Annotated in this window: 13 protein-coding genes; 8 read left to right on the top strand and 5 right to left on the bottom strand. The window is 34.5% G+C overall.

Features of this window, described 5'->3' with window-relative positions:
* The first annotated feature begins 163 nt into the window (after window positions 1–163).
* From betA to mbcS, 4 genes are all read left to right on the top strand, one after another.
* Window positions 164–1873: a choline dehydrogenase gene (betA, locus tag IDG66_RS03910; protein WP_000066517.1), complete on the top strand. Its 1710-nt coding sequence runs from the start codon at window positions 164–166 to the stop codon at window positions 1871–1873.
* A 277-nt stretch (window positions 1874–2150) separates the two neighbouring features.
* Entirely contained in the window at window positions 2151–2363 is a 213-nt protein-coding gene (locus IDG66_RS03905; protein WP_000011688.1) for a sterile alpha motif-like domain-containing protein, read from the top strand.
* A 279-nt stretch (window positions 2364–2642) separates the two neighbouring features.
* The gene (locus IDG66_RS03900; RefSeq protein ID WP_001028786.1) at window positions 2643–3086 is read left to right on the top strand and encodes an antibiotic biosynthesis monooxygenase family protein; all 444 of its coding nucleotides are present in this window, start codon (window positions 2643–2645) and stop codon (window positions 3084–3086) included.
* 193 nt (window positions 3087–3279) lie between these two features.
* Window positions 3280–4878, top strand: a complete 1599-nt coding sequence (mbcS, locus tag IDG66_RS03895) for an acyl-CoA synthetase MbcS (protein WP_001172341.1) — start codon at window positions 3280–3282, stop codon at window positions 4876–4878.
* 59 nt (window positions 4879–4937) lie between these two features.
* On the opposite strand, the gene IDG66_RS03890 is transcribed toward mbcS, so the two are convergent.
* Entirely contained in the window at window positions 4938–5267 is a 330-nt protein-coding gene (locus IDG66_RS03890; RefSeq protein WP_001793296.1) for a hypothetical protein, read from the bottom strand.
* Between the two features lie 295 nt (window positions 5268–5562).
* Here IDG66_RS03890 and lqo point away from each other — a divergent pair, with 295 nt between their 5' ends.
* A complete protein-coding gene (lqo, locus tag IDG66_RS03885) occupies window positions 5563–7059 on the top strand; it encodes an L-lactate dehydrogenase (quinone) (RefSeq protein WP_001130051.1) in 1497 nt (498 codons plus the stop codon).
* A 193-nt stretch (window positions 7060–7252) separates the two neighbouring features.
* Here lqo and IDG66_RS03880 read toward each other — a convergent pair whose 3' ends face one another.
* Both IDG66_RS03880 and IDG66_RS03875 read right to left on the bottom strand, forming a co-directional pair.
* Window positions 7253–8143, bottom strand: a complete 891-nt coding sequence (locus IDG66_RS03880) for a fructose bisphosphate aldolase (protein WP_001031405.1) — start codon at window positions 8141–8143, stop codon at window positions 7253–7255.
* A 122-nt stretch (window positions 8144–8265) separates the two neighbouring features.
* Window positions 8266–8682 (bottom strand): hypothetical protein, encoded by a 417-nt coding sequence (locus tag IDG66_RS03875; protein WP_001237628.1) that lies wholly within the window; start codon window positions 8680–8682, stop codon window positions 8266–8268.
* A gap of 257 nt (window positions 8683–8939) precedes the next feature.
* Here IDG66_RS03875 and IDG66_RS03870 point away from each other — a divergent pair, with 257 nt between their 5' ends.
* Window positions 8940–10277 carry an aspartate aminotransferase family protein gene (locus tag IDG66_RS03870; RefSeq protein WP_000030062.1) on the top strand — a complete coding sequence of 446 codons (1338 nt, stop codon included), beginning with the start codon at window positions 8940–8942 and terminating at the stop codon, window positions 10275–10277.
* Between the two features lie 79 nt (window positions 10278–10356).
* Here the strand turns inward: IDG66_RS03870 and IDG66_RS03865 are convergent, their stop codons facing one another.
* Window positions 10357–11805, bottom strand: a complete 1449-nt coding sequence (locus tag IDG66_RS03865; protein WP_000534428.1) for an APC family permease — start codon at window positions 11803–11805, stop codon at window positions 10357–10359.
* A 686-nt stretch (window positions 11806–12491) separates the two neighbouring features.
* Between IDG66_RS03865 and IDG66_RS03860 the strand changes: the two genes are divergently transcribed.
* Window positions 12492–13451, top strand: coding sequence for an L-lactate dehydrogenase (locus tag IDG66_RS03860; RefSeq protein WP_000846637.1), 960 nt, complete (start codon window positions 12492–12494; stop codon window positions 13449–13451).
* Window positions 13452–13728: 277 nt separating this feature from the next.
* Complete coding sequence (gene budA / locus IDG66_RS03855; protein WP_000186126.1) at window positions 13729–14433, top strand: acetolactate decarboxylase; 705 nt, start codon at window positions 13729–13731, stop codon at window positions 14431–14433.
* An 85-nt stretch (window positions 14434–14518) separates the two neighbouring features.
* Here the strand turns inward: budA and IDG66_RS03850 are convergent, their stop codons facing one another.
* Window positions 14519–15379, bottom strand: a complete 861-nt coding sequence (locus IDG66_RS03850) for an oxidoreductase (RefSeq protein WP_000953569.1) — start codon at window positions 15377–15379, stop codon at window positions 14519–14521.
* Window positions 15380–15448: the final 69 nt, after the last annotated feature.

Raw genomic sequence — 15448 nt, 5'->3', positions numbered from 1 at the left:
AATGAATCATAGATTATTTCATGACTGTTAGTAACAATCGTAAAAGGAAAATCGAGTGTTTTGGTTAGCTAAGTTTAGCAATTCAACGATAACCAATCAGCCACTAACAAATATTTCATGCAATACTCACTTTGAAATACAACAAACTTTGGAGGTCATAACGATGAGTAACAAAAACAAATCATATGATTATGTCATCATTGGAGGAGGCAGTGCAGGTTCTGTACTAGGTAATCGTCTGAGTGAAGATAAAGATAAAGAAGTCTTAGTATTAGAAGCGGGTCGCAGTGATTATTTTTGGGATTTATTTATCCAAATGCCTGCTGCGTTAATGTTCCCTTCAGGCAATAAATTTTACGATTGGATTTATTCAACAGATGAAGAACCACATATGGGCGGTCGTAAAGTAGCACATGCCCGAGGTAAAGTTTTAGGTGGATCAAGTTCGATTAATGGCATGATTTACCAACGTGGTAATCCAATGGACTATGAAGGCTGGGCAGAACCAGAAGGTATGGAAACTTGGGATTTTGCACACTGTTTACCGTATTTTAAAAAATTAGAAAAAACATACGGTGCAGCGCCTTATGATAAATTTAGAGGCCATGATGGACCAATTAAGTTAAAACGAGGGCCAGCAACGAATCCTTTATTCCAGTCATTCTTTGATGCAGGTGTTGAAGCAGGCTATCATAAAACACCTGATGTGAATGGATTTAGACAAGAAGGTTTTGGACCGTTCGATAGTCAAGTACATCGTGGTCGCCGAATGTCAGCTTCAAGAGCATATTTACATCCAGCGATGAAGCGTAAAAACTTAACCGTTGAAACACGTGCCTTTGTAACTGAAATTCATTATGAAGGTAGAAGAGCAACTGGTGTTACGTATAAGAAAAATGGCAAACTACATACCATCGATGCTAAAGAAGTCATTTTGTCTGGTGGGGCATTCAATACGCCACAATTACTACAATTATCTGGTATAGGTGATTCAGAGTTCCTAAAATCAAAAGGCATTGAGCCACGTGTTCATTTACCTGGTGTGGGTGAAAACTTTGAAGATCACTTAGAGGTATACATTCAACATAAATGTAAGGAACCTGTATCATTACAGCCAAGCTTAGATATCAAGCGCATGCCATTTATTGGTTTACAATGGATTTTCACACGTACAGGTGCAGCAGCATCTAACCATTTTGAAGGTGGCGGATTTGTACGTTCAAATAACGAAGTTGATTATCCTAACTTAATGTTCCATTTCTTACCAATAGCTGTAAGATATGATGGTCAAAAGGCAGCGGTCGCACATGGTTATCAAGTTCACGTAGGACCAATGTATTCAAACTCTCGTGGTAGCTTGAAAATCAAATCTAAAGATCCATTCGAAAAACCAAGTATCCGCTTTAATTATTTATCAACAGAAGAAGATAAAAAAGAATGGGTAGAAGCAATTCGTGTAGCAAGAAATATCTTATCTCAAAAAGCAATGGATCCATTCAATGGTGGAGAAATTTCACCAGGACCAGAAGTGCAAACAGACGAAGAAATTCTTGATTGGGTTCGTAGAGATGGTGAAACAGCATTACACCCATCTTGTAGTGCTAAAATGGGTCCTGCTTCAGATCCAATGGCAGTAGTTGACCCGTTAACAATGAAAGTCCACGGTATGGAAAATTTACGTGTAGTTGATGCATCCGCTATGCCACGTACGACAAATGGCAATATACACGCACCTGTTTTAATGTTAGCTGAAAAAGCAGCAGACATTATACGTGGCAGAAAGCCTTTAGAGCCACAATATATTGATTATTATAAGCATGGTGTTCATGATGAAAATGAAGGTGCAATCGAAGTAAAACCATACGCTAAATAAATTTATATAGTAGGCTCTTAGTCTGGCATCTATTGTATTGGTGCCAGGCTTTTTTGCGTTTTATCTAAATGAGAAGTTAATGTGTTGTTCAAAAACGGTGTGTGAGTATATGAACTGAAAATAGAGTTAATTGTACATTGTGATGATTAATTGACCTAATTGGCAGACATTAAAAGAGTGCACAACCTTAAAAAGTTCACTAAATAGACATTTAATTGTGTTTTCTTGAAAGCTTTCGTGGTAGGATTTATATAAGTAAATTGAGAGAAGGAATACTATGAGCTTTTACGAATATATACAAACATTTAAAGATGATAAAACACCATTAGGCGAATTAGCGATTTGGATTAAAGAAGATGATTCATTCCCAAAACAAGAGAAGCTAACAGAAAACATTTTGTCTTATTTTCATCAAATGTCCAATATAGATCATGAGTTTTTAGAAATTGTAAAAAGATCACTTTCTCTGTATGATCAATTAAAATCGTAAAATCAGAAATAAAGTTAGCTAAAATAAAAGGCCGGTGATTTCACAGATGAAGTTGTCGGCTATTTTCATGACTAATGTTAAATAATGATCATGAAATTGAAGACACAAAAATAGTGGGCGACTCCTGTCCCCATTTGCATGAAATATTAATACTTTTTACAAAGTCTTATCTTTTAAAAAGAAGCCAAACTATGATTGTAATTAATAAATACGGGAATGAATTAGTAATAGATATAAAGTAATATGACCAAAAATATAAATGAAATGAAGGCATTTATTATGAACATTTATGATGAATATAGAAGTTATGTAATAGAAGAACTGGATGATTGTCTCACAATACAAAAAAATAATGACACTGCATATTACGATGTTTTGGAAGCGATAAATGATTTATCAAATGATTCATTATGTGTGTTAAATCATTTATATATTAACGAAGGACAAGAAGAAACATTCGAGCAAAAATTTTTGCGACGTAATAAGCATTTAAAAAACGTTGATGGATTTAAAGCATTAAGGTTTTTAAGACCTAGAACAGCTGGTAGACACTATATCATTATTACGCTGTGGGAAAATAGGCAAGCATTTTATCATTGGCAAAATTCAGCTGAGTACAAGCATACACACAAGCATCGTGGCACTTCGAAAGGTGCAGATGTAAAAATAATTAATCGTGAATTATCATACAATATTCGTATTGAATTAGCTGATATGGTCTAGCCCGAGATATCAACCCTCAATCATTTGAAAGTCCTTGAATGCTACGTCATGTCAAAGTGTAGTGTCGAGGACTTTGGTATTTAACCCTATTTAATTGAAAATTCTGTAAAGATAGGCGTATGATATATATAATTCATTTATAAAATTACAATGTTCATCACAGGAAAAGTGGATGTATGAAAGGAAGTTAGTTATGCAAAAGTCAGCTCTATTCGCGCCTGAAAAATATAACATTATTTCGGAAATCGAAAAATATAGCCACATACCAGATAAAAAGGCAATTTTATATCATAATACTGAAGGCGAAGATATATCAGTCACTTACCAACAGCTCATTGAACAGTCTAATAAAGTAGGTAATGTTTTAGCATCGCACGGTTTATCTAAAGGCGATAAAGTACTCATTATGATGCCACGATCTATTGCGACGTATGAATTATATATTGCTGCTTTAAAATTAGGTGTTGCAATCATTCCATGTTCTGAAATGCTAAGAACTAAAGATTTACAATACCGTATCACGCACGGTGAAATAAATGCAGTTATTGCACTAGAGCCATTCACAGTTGAATTTGAAAAAATTAAAGAATATGATGCGTTAACTAAATTTGTTATTGCCGGTCAAAAAGATGGATGGATTTCACTTGAAGCTGAAAAAGAAAACGCAAGTAACAAACTAGAAATGGCAGATACGACGCGTGATGATATGGCGATTCTGTCATATACATCTGGTACAACTGGCAATCCTAAAGCCGTTACACATTGTCATGGATGGGGATTTGCACATTTACAAATGGCACCAAAACATTGGTTATGTATTAATGAAGATGACTTAGTTTGGGCAACAGCAGCACCAGGTTGGCAAAAGTGGGTATGGAGTCCTTTCTTATCTGTATTAGGTTCAGGCGCAACTGCTTTTGTATTTAATGGAAGATTCAGTCCTGAAACATACTTAGAATTGCTTCAAAAATATCAAATTAATGTTTTATGTTGTACACCGACAGAATATCGTATGATGGCTAAATTACAGAACTTAAATGATTATGACTTAACGCATTTACATAGTGCCGTTTCTGCAGGTGAGCCACTAAATCGAGAAGTAGTTGAACAATTCAAGAAATACTTTAATTTAACTGTAAGAGATGGATATGGCCAGACTGAAAGTACCTTGCTTATAGGCTTTTTAAAAGATACACCACAGAGGATTGGATCAATGGGTAAAGGCATTCCAGGTAGTTCGGTCACTGTAGTAGATGATGAGGGGAATAGCGTACCTGCTAATACGAAAGGGAATATTGCAGTACCACTTGATTTGCCAGCACTTTTTAAAGGGTATTATAAAGAGCCAGAACGTACGGCGAAAGCGCAAACAGGTAAATACTACATCACTGGTGACTTAGCTCATGTAGATGATGATGGTTATTTCTGGTTTGAAGGACGTCGAGATGACATTATTATTAGTTCAGGCTATACGATTGGGCCTTTTGAAGTTGAAGATGCGTTAACGAATCATCCAGCCGTTAAAGAATGTGCTGTAGTAGCAAAGCCTCATGATATACGAGGAAATATTGTTAAAGCATTCGTTATTTTACAGGACCATACTGCGGGTGATGATACGTTAGTTAAAGAACTACAACAATTTGTTAAAAATGAAGTTGCACCATATAAATATCCGAGAGAGATTGAATTCGTTGACGACTTACCAAAAACAAACTCAGGTAAAATTCGTCGTGTTGAACTACGAGATTCTGAAATAGAAAAATGGCAACAACAAAAAGATAGCAATCAATAAACATAGCAAAGCAGTCCAATGCGTAAGGTATGATGATACGCACTGGACTGCTTGTTTATTTATGATGTTCTTTGTCGTCTAGTTATAAATATTAAAATTAGTTTAGAAACAAGCGCAACCAGTATTAAGAATGAGAAAATATAAGATGTTAAACCTCGAATATCCCATGTTAATAAAAACACATTACTATCACCGGCATTAAGTTGAAACTCAGCATGTGTAAAAACGATAATCACAATGCCTATAAGTGAAAGATTCAAAATAGTTTTCAATATTAAAGGTAATTGTGATGTTTTTCTTGGATGCAGATATTGAATCTCCTTTTTATGATTGATTTTACACTTATATTGTATCAAAATAGAGTATAGGTTTAAAATGCTATAATCCAAATGTAGATTAAAACAATCGTTAGCTATTTGTTGTCAAATAATTATGATCGATTTGATATTTATCTTCTATGAATAAAAGATTTAATATATTGCAAAGTTAATGAATAATTATAATTTACATTTACCACTGCTTGCTTTAACATATACATGTAAGCACTAACTATAGTATTTTGTTACAGCGTATCAATTAAAACAGGAAGTTATCTATGGCGTTGATATTTTAAAGAAATATGTCAGTTTTATGTAACTTTCATATTGATGATACACATTTACAATTTTTGGAGAGGTGAAACCAATGGCTAAGTCTAATAGTAAAGACATCGTTTTAATTGGAGCCGGTGTACTTAGCACAACATTTGGTTCAATGTTAAAAGAAATTGAGCCAGACTGGAATATCCACGTTTACGAACGCTTGGATCGTCCTGCAATCGAAAGTTCAAACGAAAGAAATAATGCTGGTACGGGTCATGCAGCATTATGTGAGTTGAACTACACAGTTTTACAACCTGATGGTTCTATCGACATCGAAAAAGCGAAAGTGATTAACGAAGAGTTTGAGATTTCAAAACAATTCTGGGGTCACTTAGTGAAAAGCGGTAGCATCGAGAACCCAAGAGAATTTATCAATCCATTACCACACATCAGTTATGTTAGAGGTAAAAACAATGTTAAATTCTTAAAAGATCGTTACGAAGCGATGAAAGCTTTCCCTATGTTCGATAATATCGAATATACTGAAGACATCGAAGTAATGAAAAAATGGATTCCATTGATGATGAAAGGCCGTGAAGATAACCCTGGTATCATGGCGGCAAGTAAAATTGACGAAGGTACAGATGTAAACTTCGGTGAATTAACACGTAAAATGGCTAAAAGCATTGAAGCACATCCAAATGCTACAGTGCAATTTAACCATGAAGTTGTTGATTTTGAACAATTATCAAATGGTCAATGGGAAGTTACTGTTAAAAATCGCCTAACTGGTGAGAAATTCAAACAAGTAACTGACTATGTATTCATCGGTGCTGGCGGTGGAGCGATTCCATTATTACAAAAAACAGGTATCCCTGAAAGTAAACATTTGGGTGGATTCCCTATCAGTGGTCAATTCTTAGCTTGTACAAACCCACAAGTTATTGAACAACACGATGCCAAAGTTTATGGTAAAGAGCCACCTGGTACACCACCAATGACTGTACCTCATTTAGATACGCGTTACATTGACGGCCAAAGAACATTGTTATTTGGACCATTTGCTAATGTTGGACCTAAATTCTTGAAAAATGGTTCTAACTTAGATTTATTCAAGTCTGTTAAAACATACAACATTACAACTTTATTAGCAGCAGCAGTTAAAAACTTACCTTTAATTAAATACTCATTTGACCAAGTAATTATGACAAAAGAAGGTTGTATGAACCACTTACGTACTTTCTATCCAGAAGCACGTAATGAAGATTGGCAATTATACACTGCTGGTAAACGTGTACAAGTTATCAAAGATACACCTGAACACGGTAAAGGATTCATCCAATTCGGTACAGAAGTGGTTAACTCACAAGACCACACTGTAATCGCATTATTAGGTGAATCACCAGGGGCTTCAACTTCAGTTTCAGTTGCGTTAGAAGTATTAGAACGTAACTTCCCTGAATACAAAACTGAATGGGCACCTAAAATCAAGAAAATGATTCCATCATACGGTGAATCATTAATTGAAGACGAAAAATTAATGAGAAAAATCCGTAAACAAACTTCAAAAGACTTAGAATTAGGTTACTACGAAAACTAAATTCTAATAGCTATATTTAAAATCGGGCAACTGAGAAATCTTATAGATTTTTCAGCTGTCCGATTTTTTCGCGTAATCTATAATACATATGGCAAAATCAACTTTAATCAAAAAGACTCATACACAATGCCTTTAAAGCACATGTATGAGTCCTTTTAGTAGTTTATATCAAAAAATATGTTTAATGTATAAATTAGTTTTTGTTTACAGATGCGTCGTAGATTGATTCTACAGCGTCACCTAATGCTTTATCGAATTCTTCTTTAGATTGTCCAGCTCTTAAATCACTAGCTAATGCACGTGAGAAGCTTGCGATAAGTTCAGCGTTATCTTTAAGTAATTCATTTGCTTTTTCTCTGCTGTAACCACCTGATAATACAACGACACGAACAACATTAGGATGTTCAGCTAACTCTTTGTATAAGTTTGGTTCAGTAGGAATTGTTAATTTCAACATTACTAATTGATCAGCATTTAAGTTATCTAAACCTTTTTTAAGTTCAGCTTTTAATACTTTTTCAATTTCAGCTTTGTCTTTTGCATTAATATTAACTTCTGGTTCGATAATTGGAACTAAACCTTTAGCAATAATTTGTTTAGCAACTTCAAATTGTTGTTCAACAACGTCTTTGATACCTTGCTCATTTAATTCTAAAATGTTAGAACGCATTTTTGTACCAAAAATGTGACGTTCGTTTGCACGGTCTAATAAACTGTCTAAGTTGTCGATTGGTTTCATTAATTGAACACCATTTTGCTCTTCAGCAAGACCTTTGTCTACTTTTAAGAACGGAACAACACCTTTATCAGCTAAGTAATCTGCAGTGTATTTGCCTTCTACTTCGCGATCCATTGTTTGTTCGAAAAGAATAGCACCCAAAATTTTATCTGGTGAGAATGAAGGTGAAGTTACCACACGTGTACGCATATCGTGAACAAGTTGGAACATTTCGTCTTCATTGCTATATTGATCTTCGTTTACACCATATTCTTTAAGTGCTTTTGGTGTACTACCACCACTTTGGTCTAATGCGGCAATAAAGCCTTTTCCATTTTTCATTTTTTCTAATTGCTCTTTATTCATACTTTCCACTCCTTAACTTTTCAATACACCTCCAGTATGATAAAAATGAGAACATTTCTCAAGTCATAAACCTTGAAAAGTGTATAAAATGTGAAAAATAATTGTCAGTTTAATTAAAAATATTATTTTATTCTAGGTATGACTAACGCCATTAATGACATAAAGAAAATATGTGTAATAATCCAACCGATTAATTCTGTCACACTAAATTGAAAAATTGGACGTTGCGCAATAAATACTAAAAAGGGATACAATGCTATAAATAAGAAAAATAAAGGGATATAACATAGATAGTAAAGCCTTTTAGAAGTATGAAACAGTAACACAAATACAAAATAAATGAGGCTACCAATTAGTAAGTGACATATTATTTCTAGAATAAATGGTGTATTGTCAGAAGGAATTAGAAAATCTAAATTCAATAATAAAGCTTTTAAATGTGATTGATTGCTTATTAAGTCAAACAACATGGTCATCCATAGCAACATGAATGATATGAAAATAGCAGCAATGAAATGGAACAATACTTTTAAACGCATTCGTATCACCTCAGAGTCAAATGGAATATAGTAAACAATTCCCTAATCGAACAAAATTATGCGCATAAACAAAGTAGATTGATATAAAATTCTTAATTATCAGAATATATTTACAAATCTGAAATTTATTAGTATATTGGATAGTATTCATAGAGGCATGACGGTATTTGAGCAGTATTTTAAATCGGATTTTATAATCGATTTAAGAGAGGCCACTTTGCTTGCACATTAATACTGTCAATGGGAGGGGAATGTATATGAGTAAAGCACATCAATTAATTCAAGAGGATGAACATTATTTTGCGAAATCAGGACGTATTAAATATTATCCGTTAGTGATTGATCATGGATATGGAGCAACATTGGTTGATATTGAGGGGAAGACATATATCGATTTGTTATCGAGTGCGAGTTCTCAAAACGTAGGTCATGCACCTAGAGAAGTAACAGAAGCGATAAAGGCACAAGTTGATAAATTTATTCATTATACACCAGCATATATGTATCATGAACCGTTGGTACGTTTAGCTAAGAAGCTTTGTGAGATTACACCTGGAGATTTTGAAAAAAGAGTGACCTTCGATTTAACCGGATCAGACGCAAATGATGGCATCATTAAATTTGCCAGAGCATATACAGGGCGTCCTTATATCATTAGTTTCACTAATGCATATCATGGTTCAACTTTTGGCTCATTGTCTATGTCAGCTATTAGTTTAAATATGCGCAAACATTATGGTCCGTTATTGAATGGTTTTTATCATATTCCGTTTCCAGATAAATATCGTGGTATGTACGAGCAGCCACAAGCTAATTCAGTAGAAGAATATTTAGCACCCTTAAAAGAAATGTTTGCGAAATATGTACCTGCTGACGAAGTAGCATGTATTGTTATTGAAACGATACAAGGCGATGGTGGACTTTTAGAACCAGTTCCAGGGTATTTTGAAGCGTTAGAAAAGATTTGTCGTGAACATGGTATTTTAATCGCTGTCGATGATATTCAACAAGGTTTTGGGCGAACAGGTACATGGAGTTCAGTCTCGCATTTTAATTTTACGCCTGATTTAATCACTTTTGGAAAATCTTTAGCAGGTGGTATGCCTATGTCAGCAATTGTTGGACGCAAAGAGATTATGAATTGTTTAGAAGCGCCAGCACATTTATTTACAACAGGTGCTAATCCAGTTAGTTGTGAAGCTGCATTAGCCACAATTCAAATGATTGAAGATCAGTCGCTTCTTCAGGCTAGTGCGGAAAAAGGGGAATATGTTAGGAAACGAATGGATCAATGGGTATCTAAATACAATAGTGTAGGCGATGTTAGAGGTAAAGGTTTGAGCATTGGTATTGATATTGTTTCCGACAAAAAACTCAAAACACGTGATGGCAGTGCGGCACTTAAAATTTGTAATTACTGCTTTGAGCATGGCGTAGTTATTATAGCTGTAGCAGGAAATGTGTTGCGATTCCAACCGCCATTGGTAATAACATATGAGCAATTAGACACGGCGTTAAACACTATAGAAGATGCACTGACTGCTTTGGAAGCAGGTAACTTAGATCAATATGACATATCTGGACAAGGTTGGTAATAGCGATTATCTTAATATAAAATAAAAAATCATTTCCACATCTGGATGTTAATCAGATGGGAAATGATTTTTTTGATTTTTATTTTGGTGGGTGGTATTCAGCTACGTCATTTTTCTTAGAATGTCTAAGTCCATAACTTAAATATAGAATGATACCAACAATAAACCAAATTAAAGTGTATAATTTCGCTTCGAATCCTAATCCCCAGAATACTAGCAATACTAAAACAAATGTAACTGCTGGTAACACAGGATATAAAGGTAATTTAAATGCAGGAATTGGTAGATCTTTACCTTCACGCTTTCTCAAACGATACATTGCTAATGAAACGAACATAAATGCAACAAGTGTACCTGCTGAAATTAATTGTGCTAAAAATGCGAATGGGAACATAGAACCAATTAAAACACCAATAATAGTAAGTATAACTAGTGCGCGATTAGGTAAATGTTTGTCGTTTAAATGGCTTAACCATGAAGGTAATAAGCCGTCACGTCCAAATGAATAAAGTAAACGTGAGCCTGCTAACATCATACCAATTAATGCTGTAAACATACCGATAACAGAGATAGCTTGAACAATAGCTGCTACAACACCATGACCACTTTGACGTAAAGCCCAACCAACAGGTTCAGCATTGTTTGCGTATTGTGAGTAATGGAACATACCAACTAACACAAGTGCTACAGCAATAAATAATACGATAGCAACACTTAAAGAACCAAGAATACCTCTAGGCATTGTCTTTTGAGGGTCAAGTGCTTCTGCTGAGTTTGCTGCGATAGAATCGAAACCGATATACGCTAAGAAAATCATTGAAACACCAGCATATATGCCTTGCCAACCACCAAAGTCACCTGTAGCAGTTACTTTGTGTTCTGGAATAAATGGCACATAGTTACTAACATTTATTGCTGTTAAACCTACGATGACAAATAAAATAATAGCTAATACTTTTAAAATAACTAAAATATTTTCCATACGTGCTGCTTCCGACATACCACGTGATAGTAATAATGCAGTTAATAAAATAACGATAGCAGCAATAATATCGATAAAACCGCCATTCGTACCAAATGGATTTGATAATGCTGCTGGTAATTCGATGCCAATTGGTTTCACAAGTCCGCGTAAATTCGCTGAGAATCCTGATGCAACAAAGGCTACGGCGATAAAATATTCAGCTAATAGAGCCCAACCGGCAACCCATCCAAAAAATTCACCAAATAATACATTGACCCAAGAATAGGCTGAACCTGCAAATGGCATAGCGGCAGCCATTTCTGCATAAGTAAATGCAACTAAACCAGCAACAATAGCAGCGAGTAAGAATGATAACGCAACGGCCGGTCCTGCATGTTCTGCAGCAACAATGCCAGGTAGTGTAAAGATAGATGTCGATACAATTGTTCCTACACCTAAAGCTAAGAAATCACGCACCCGAAGTGTACGCTTTAAATGACCATCTTTATTTTGATAGATAGCCGGATCCTCTTTTCGTGCTATTTTATTGAAAAAACTTCCCATAAACTTTCCTCCCAAACATTCATAAACAATTCTATACGGTGTTTTTTTATATGTTATATCATAGCACAAATAATCAATATTTTGTCTAAAAATTCTGAAAAATCACAACTTTATGTTACGTATTAATGACTTGTCTTGATAACATCCATAGATTTTTTAAATGATAAAACTGATTATAACAGATATTAAATGAATAAGTACTATTTTTTGCTAATTTTCTAACAATTTTGCACATTATATTTTTAAAATCAATTTCATGTTTATGTCTGATTGGCTAGTTTGTATGAAATGTAATTCTTTGACTATAAAATGATGCATCAAATATGATGAGGGTAAGGCGGAAAATAGGAGGTTATATAGTAAGTCATTTAAGTCGAATAGCCATCCTTTTTAAAATGAAAAAAATAGAAAGCTCAATAGTTTGTTAAAGCCTTTAAATAGCGTCGTTACGCAATTTTAGAATGCTAAAAATTGTCACAAATTTCAAATTACGTGCTAAAGCTTGAGATATCAATATTTATTGGCGATAGAGTGTAATTTGACTCCGCTTACATCTCAGTTTTATGTTTGTAATTTGGTAGCATAATATTATAATAAAATAAAATTGTTAATCTTTAATTTCAGTATAGATATTTTTACGTGTAGTCACGTGTAAAATAAATTCAATTAGGTTAGGAGACATAATTATGAAAACATTTGGTAAAAAGGTTGTATTAATCGGAGATGGATCTGTAGGATCAAGCTATGCCTTTGCAATGGTTACGCAAGGTGTTGCTGATGAATTTGTAATTATTGACATTGCAAAAGACAAAGTAAAAGCAGATGTTCAAGATTTAAACCATGGTACAGTCCACAGTCCTTCACCAGTTGATGTGAAAGCAGGTGAATACGAAGACTGTAAAGATGCAGATTTAGTTGTTATTACAGCTGGTGCACCTCAAAAGCCAGGTGAAACACGTTTACAATTAGTTGAAAAAAATACTAAGATTATGAAGAGCATCGTTAAGAGTGTTATGGATAGTGGCTTTGATGGATATTTCTTAATCGCGGCAAACCCTGTAGACATTTTAACAAGATTTGTAAAAGAATATACTGGATTACCAGCAGAGCGTGTTATCGGTTCAGGTACTGTATTGGACAGTGCACGTTTACAATATTTAATTAGCCAAGAACTTGGTGTTGCACCTTCAAGTGTTGACGCTAGTATTATTGGTGAGCATGGTGATACTGAACTTGCAGTTTGGTCACAAGCAAATGTAGCAGGTATTTCAGTATATGACACATTAAAAGAACAAACTGGTAGCGAAGCTAAAGCGGAAGAAATTTATGTAAATACACGTGACGCTGCTTATGAAATTATCCAAGCTAAAGGGTCAACATACTATGGTATTGCATTAGCATTGATGCGCATTTCAAAAGCCATTTTAAATAATGAAAATAATGTCTTAAATGTTTCTATACAATTAGATGGTCAATATGGTGGTCACAAAGGCGTTTACCTAGGTGTACCAACATTAGTTAACCAACATGGCGCAGTTAAAATTTATGAAATGCCATTAAGTGCCGAAGAACAAGCGTTGTTCGATAAATCTGTTAAAACATTAGAAGATACATTTGATTCAATTAAATATTTATTAGAAGACTAAGCCTATTTTAAGTATTAATTAGAAATATATTAATGGTAAGAGGATCTATTAGTGTTGCAGTAACACGTGGCACTGATAGGTCCATTTTTTTAGCAAGCATTGATAGAGGCAATACTTTTGCGTAAAATAATAATTGAATAAAGTATTATGACTCGTGAAAATTTAGTGACATGAATAAAAATGTTGAGGCGTCATTGAGTATAAAGGAAAGTAGTTCTGCATTAATCACGAAGTAGAGCATGACAACGAGGAATAACTATAGGGAGATGGTTTTGGAATGACGAATGTCTTGTATCAACATGGTACATTAGGTACGTTAATGGCTGGCTTACTAGAAGGCACAGCTACAATTAATGAATTGTTAGAACATGGGAATTTAGGGATTGCAACGTTAACAGGGTCTGATGGCGAAGTAATATTTTTAGACGGGAAGGCATATCATGCTAACGAGCATAAAGAATTTATAGAATTAAAAGGCGATGAGAAAGTACCGTATGCATCGATTACTAATTTTAAAGCGAGTAAGACATTTTCATTGCAACAATTATCACAAGATGATGTATTCGCACAAATTAAAAATGAAATGTTAAGTGAGAATTTATTTTCGGCTGTTAAAATTTATGGCACATTTAAACATATGCATGTACGAATGATGCCTGCTCAGCAACCGCCATATACACGTTTGATTGATTCAGCACGCAGACAACCTGAGGAAAAAAGACAAAATATTCGTGGTGCCATTGTTGGATTTTTTACACCAGAATTATTTCATGGCGTAGGATCTGCTGGTTTTCATATACATTTTGCAGATGATGAAAGAGCTTATGGTGGACATGTTCTTGACTTTGAAGTGGATGACGTTGTCGTTGAGATACAAAACTTTGAAACATTCCAACAACATTTCCCGGTAAATAACGAGACGTTTGTTAAAGCGAAAATAGACTATAAAGATGTGGCAGAAGAAATTAGAGAAGCTGAATAGTCTAATATAATTAAAAGACCTTAGCGATATAAGGAACAGGTGGTTCTAAATGCATCGTTAAGGTCTTTTTATATTATATATGAGCTTACATATTTTGTTGATACGCGCGTAAAAAGCTATAAATAGTATCAAGATATGGGGTGTCAAGATTGTGTTCACGTGCACGTCGATAAATAAAGCCTTGAATTGCTTCGACTTCAAGAGGTTGCTGATGCACAATGTCGTAATACATGCTCGTTCCCATTTCGTCGGGATAACCTTGATATATAGTCATAATAGTATCGACAGTTTGTTCTGAAAAGTTTAACCCCTCTGCCTGTGCAACACGACAACCATCTAGTAATAGCTGTCTACACAGTGTACGTATTTCAGGATTATGCATGATTGCAACTGTCTGTCTACCGAGTGCTGTGATAGAATTAATGCCCAAGTTAACTAACAATTTATACCAAATAGCTTGTTGAATATTTGCTTCTAATACAATGTCGATTTGACTGTCTTGGACCAAATCTCTAAATTGTCGAGTTAATGCATTATCTTGTATACGTAATTGATAATCTCTGAAGTGCGTAACAACATCGCCTTTCTTTTGACCACTTATATAGACAACTGCTTGGCATACGTTTTTAAATGAAATATGTTCGAGTTGACCATAACCATTTTGGGCTAAAATGATGAGCGTGTCCTCATGTGCAAGATGAGTTAAATGAGGAATAACTGCATCAAGTTGATGTGTTTTGACTGCAATAATAATAACATCAAATGTGTTTGTGACATCTTCATAACCTTTCACAACAATATCTTGTGCAGGTGCATGTGGTACAGTATAATATGTTATTGTTTTGGCGTGTCTCCCGATAAGCGTTGTATGAGGCAATGATTGTTGTAATTCATAGGCAATAGTTGTACCGACAGCGCCTGGGCCGATAATCGCAACTGATAACATCTTCTTCTTTCCTTTCTATAAAAGATTCATTATACTATTTCTAATAATACTGCAAAAAGAGGTTGAATA

Source organism: Staphylococcus sp. EG-SA-18 (genome assembly GCF_017151825.1).
GTDB classification, from domain to species: Bacteria; Bacillota; Bacilli; order Staphylococcales; family Staphylococcaceae; genus Staphylococcus; species Staphylococcus aureus.
Note: the sequence above shows the minus strand (reverse complement) of the source record. Positions and strands in the feature narration are given on the sequence as shown.

Excerpts from the sequence above, each read along its gene's own strand:
- betA (WP_000066517.1), top strand. The coding sequence starts at position 164 with ATGAGTAACAAAAACAAATCATATGATTATGTCATCATTGGAGGAGGC.
- IDG66_RS03905 (WP_000011688.1), top strand. The coding sequence starts at position 2,151 with ATGAGCTTTTACGAATATATACAAACATTTAAAGATGATAAAACACCA.
- IDG66_RS03900 (WP_001028786.1), top strand. The coding sequence starts at position 2,643 with ATGAACATTTATGATGAATATAGAAGTTATGTAATAGAAGAACTGGAT.
- mbcS (WP_001172341.1), top strand. The coding sequence starts at position 3,280 with ATGCAAAAGTCAGCTCTATTCGCGCCTGAAAAATATAACATTATTTCG.
- lqo (WP_001130051.1), top strand. The coding sequence starts at position 5,563 with ATGGCTAAGTCTAATAGTAAAGACATCGTTTTAATTGGAGCCGGTGTA.
- IDG66_RS03880 (WP_001031405.1), bottom strand. The coding sequence starts at position 8,143 with ATGAATAAAGAGCAATTAGAAAAAATGAAAAATGGAAAAGGCTTTATT.
- IDG66_RS03875 (WP_001237628.1), bottom strand. The coding sequence starts at position 8,682 with ATGCGTTTAAAAGTATTGTTCCATTTCATTGCTGCTATTTTCATATCA.
- IDG66_RS03870 (WP_000030062.1), top strand. The coding sequence starts at position 8,940 with ATGAGTAAAGCACATCAATTAATTCAAGAGGATGAACATTATTTTGCG.
- IDG66_RS03865 (WP_000534428.1), bottom strand. The coding sequence starts at position 11,805 with ATGGGAAGTTTTTTCAATAAAATAGCACGAAAAGAGGATCCGGCTATC.
- IDG66_RS03860 (WP_000846637.1), top strand. The coding sequence starts at position 12,492 with ATGAAAACATTTGGTAAAAAGGTTGTATTAATCGGAGATGGATCTGTA.
- budA (WP_000186126.1), top strand. The coding sequence starts at position 13,729 with ATGACGAATGTCTTGTATCAACATGGTACATTAGGTACGTTAATGGCT.
- IDG66_RS03850 (WP_000953569.1), bottom strand. The coding sequence starts at position 15,379 with ATGTTATCAGTTGCGATTATCGGCCCAGGCGCTGTCGGTACAACTATT.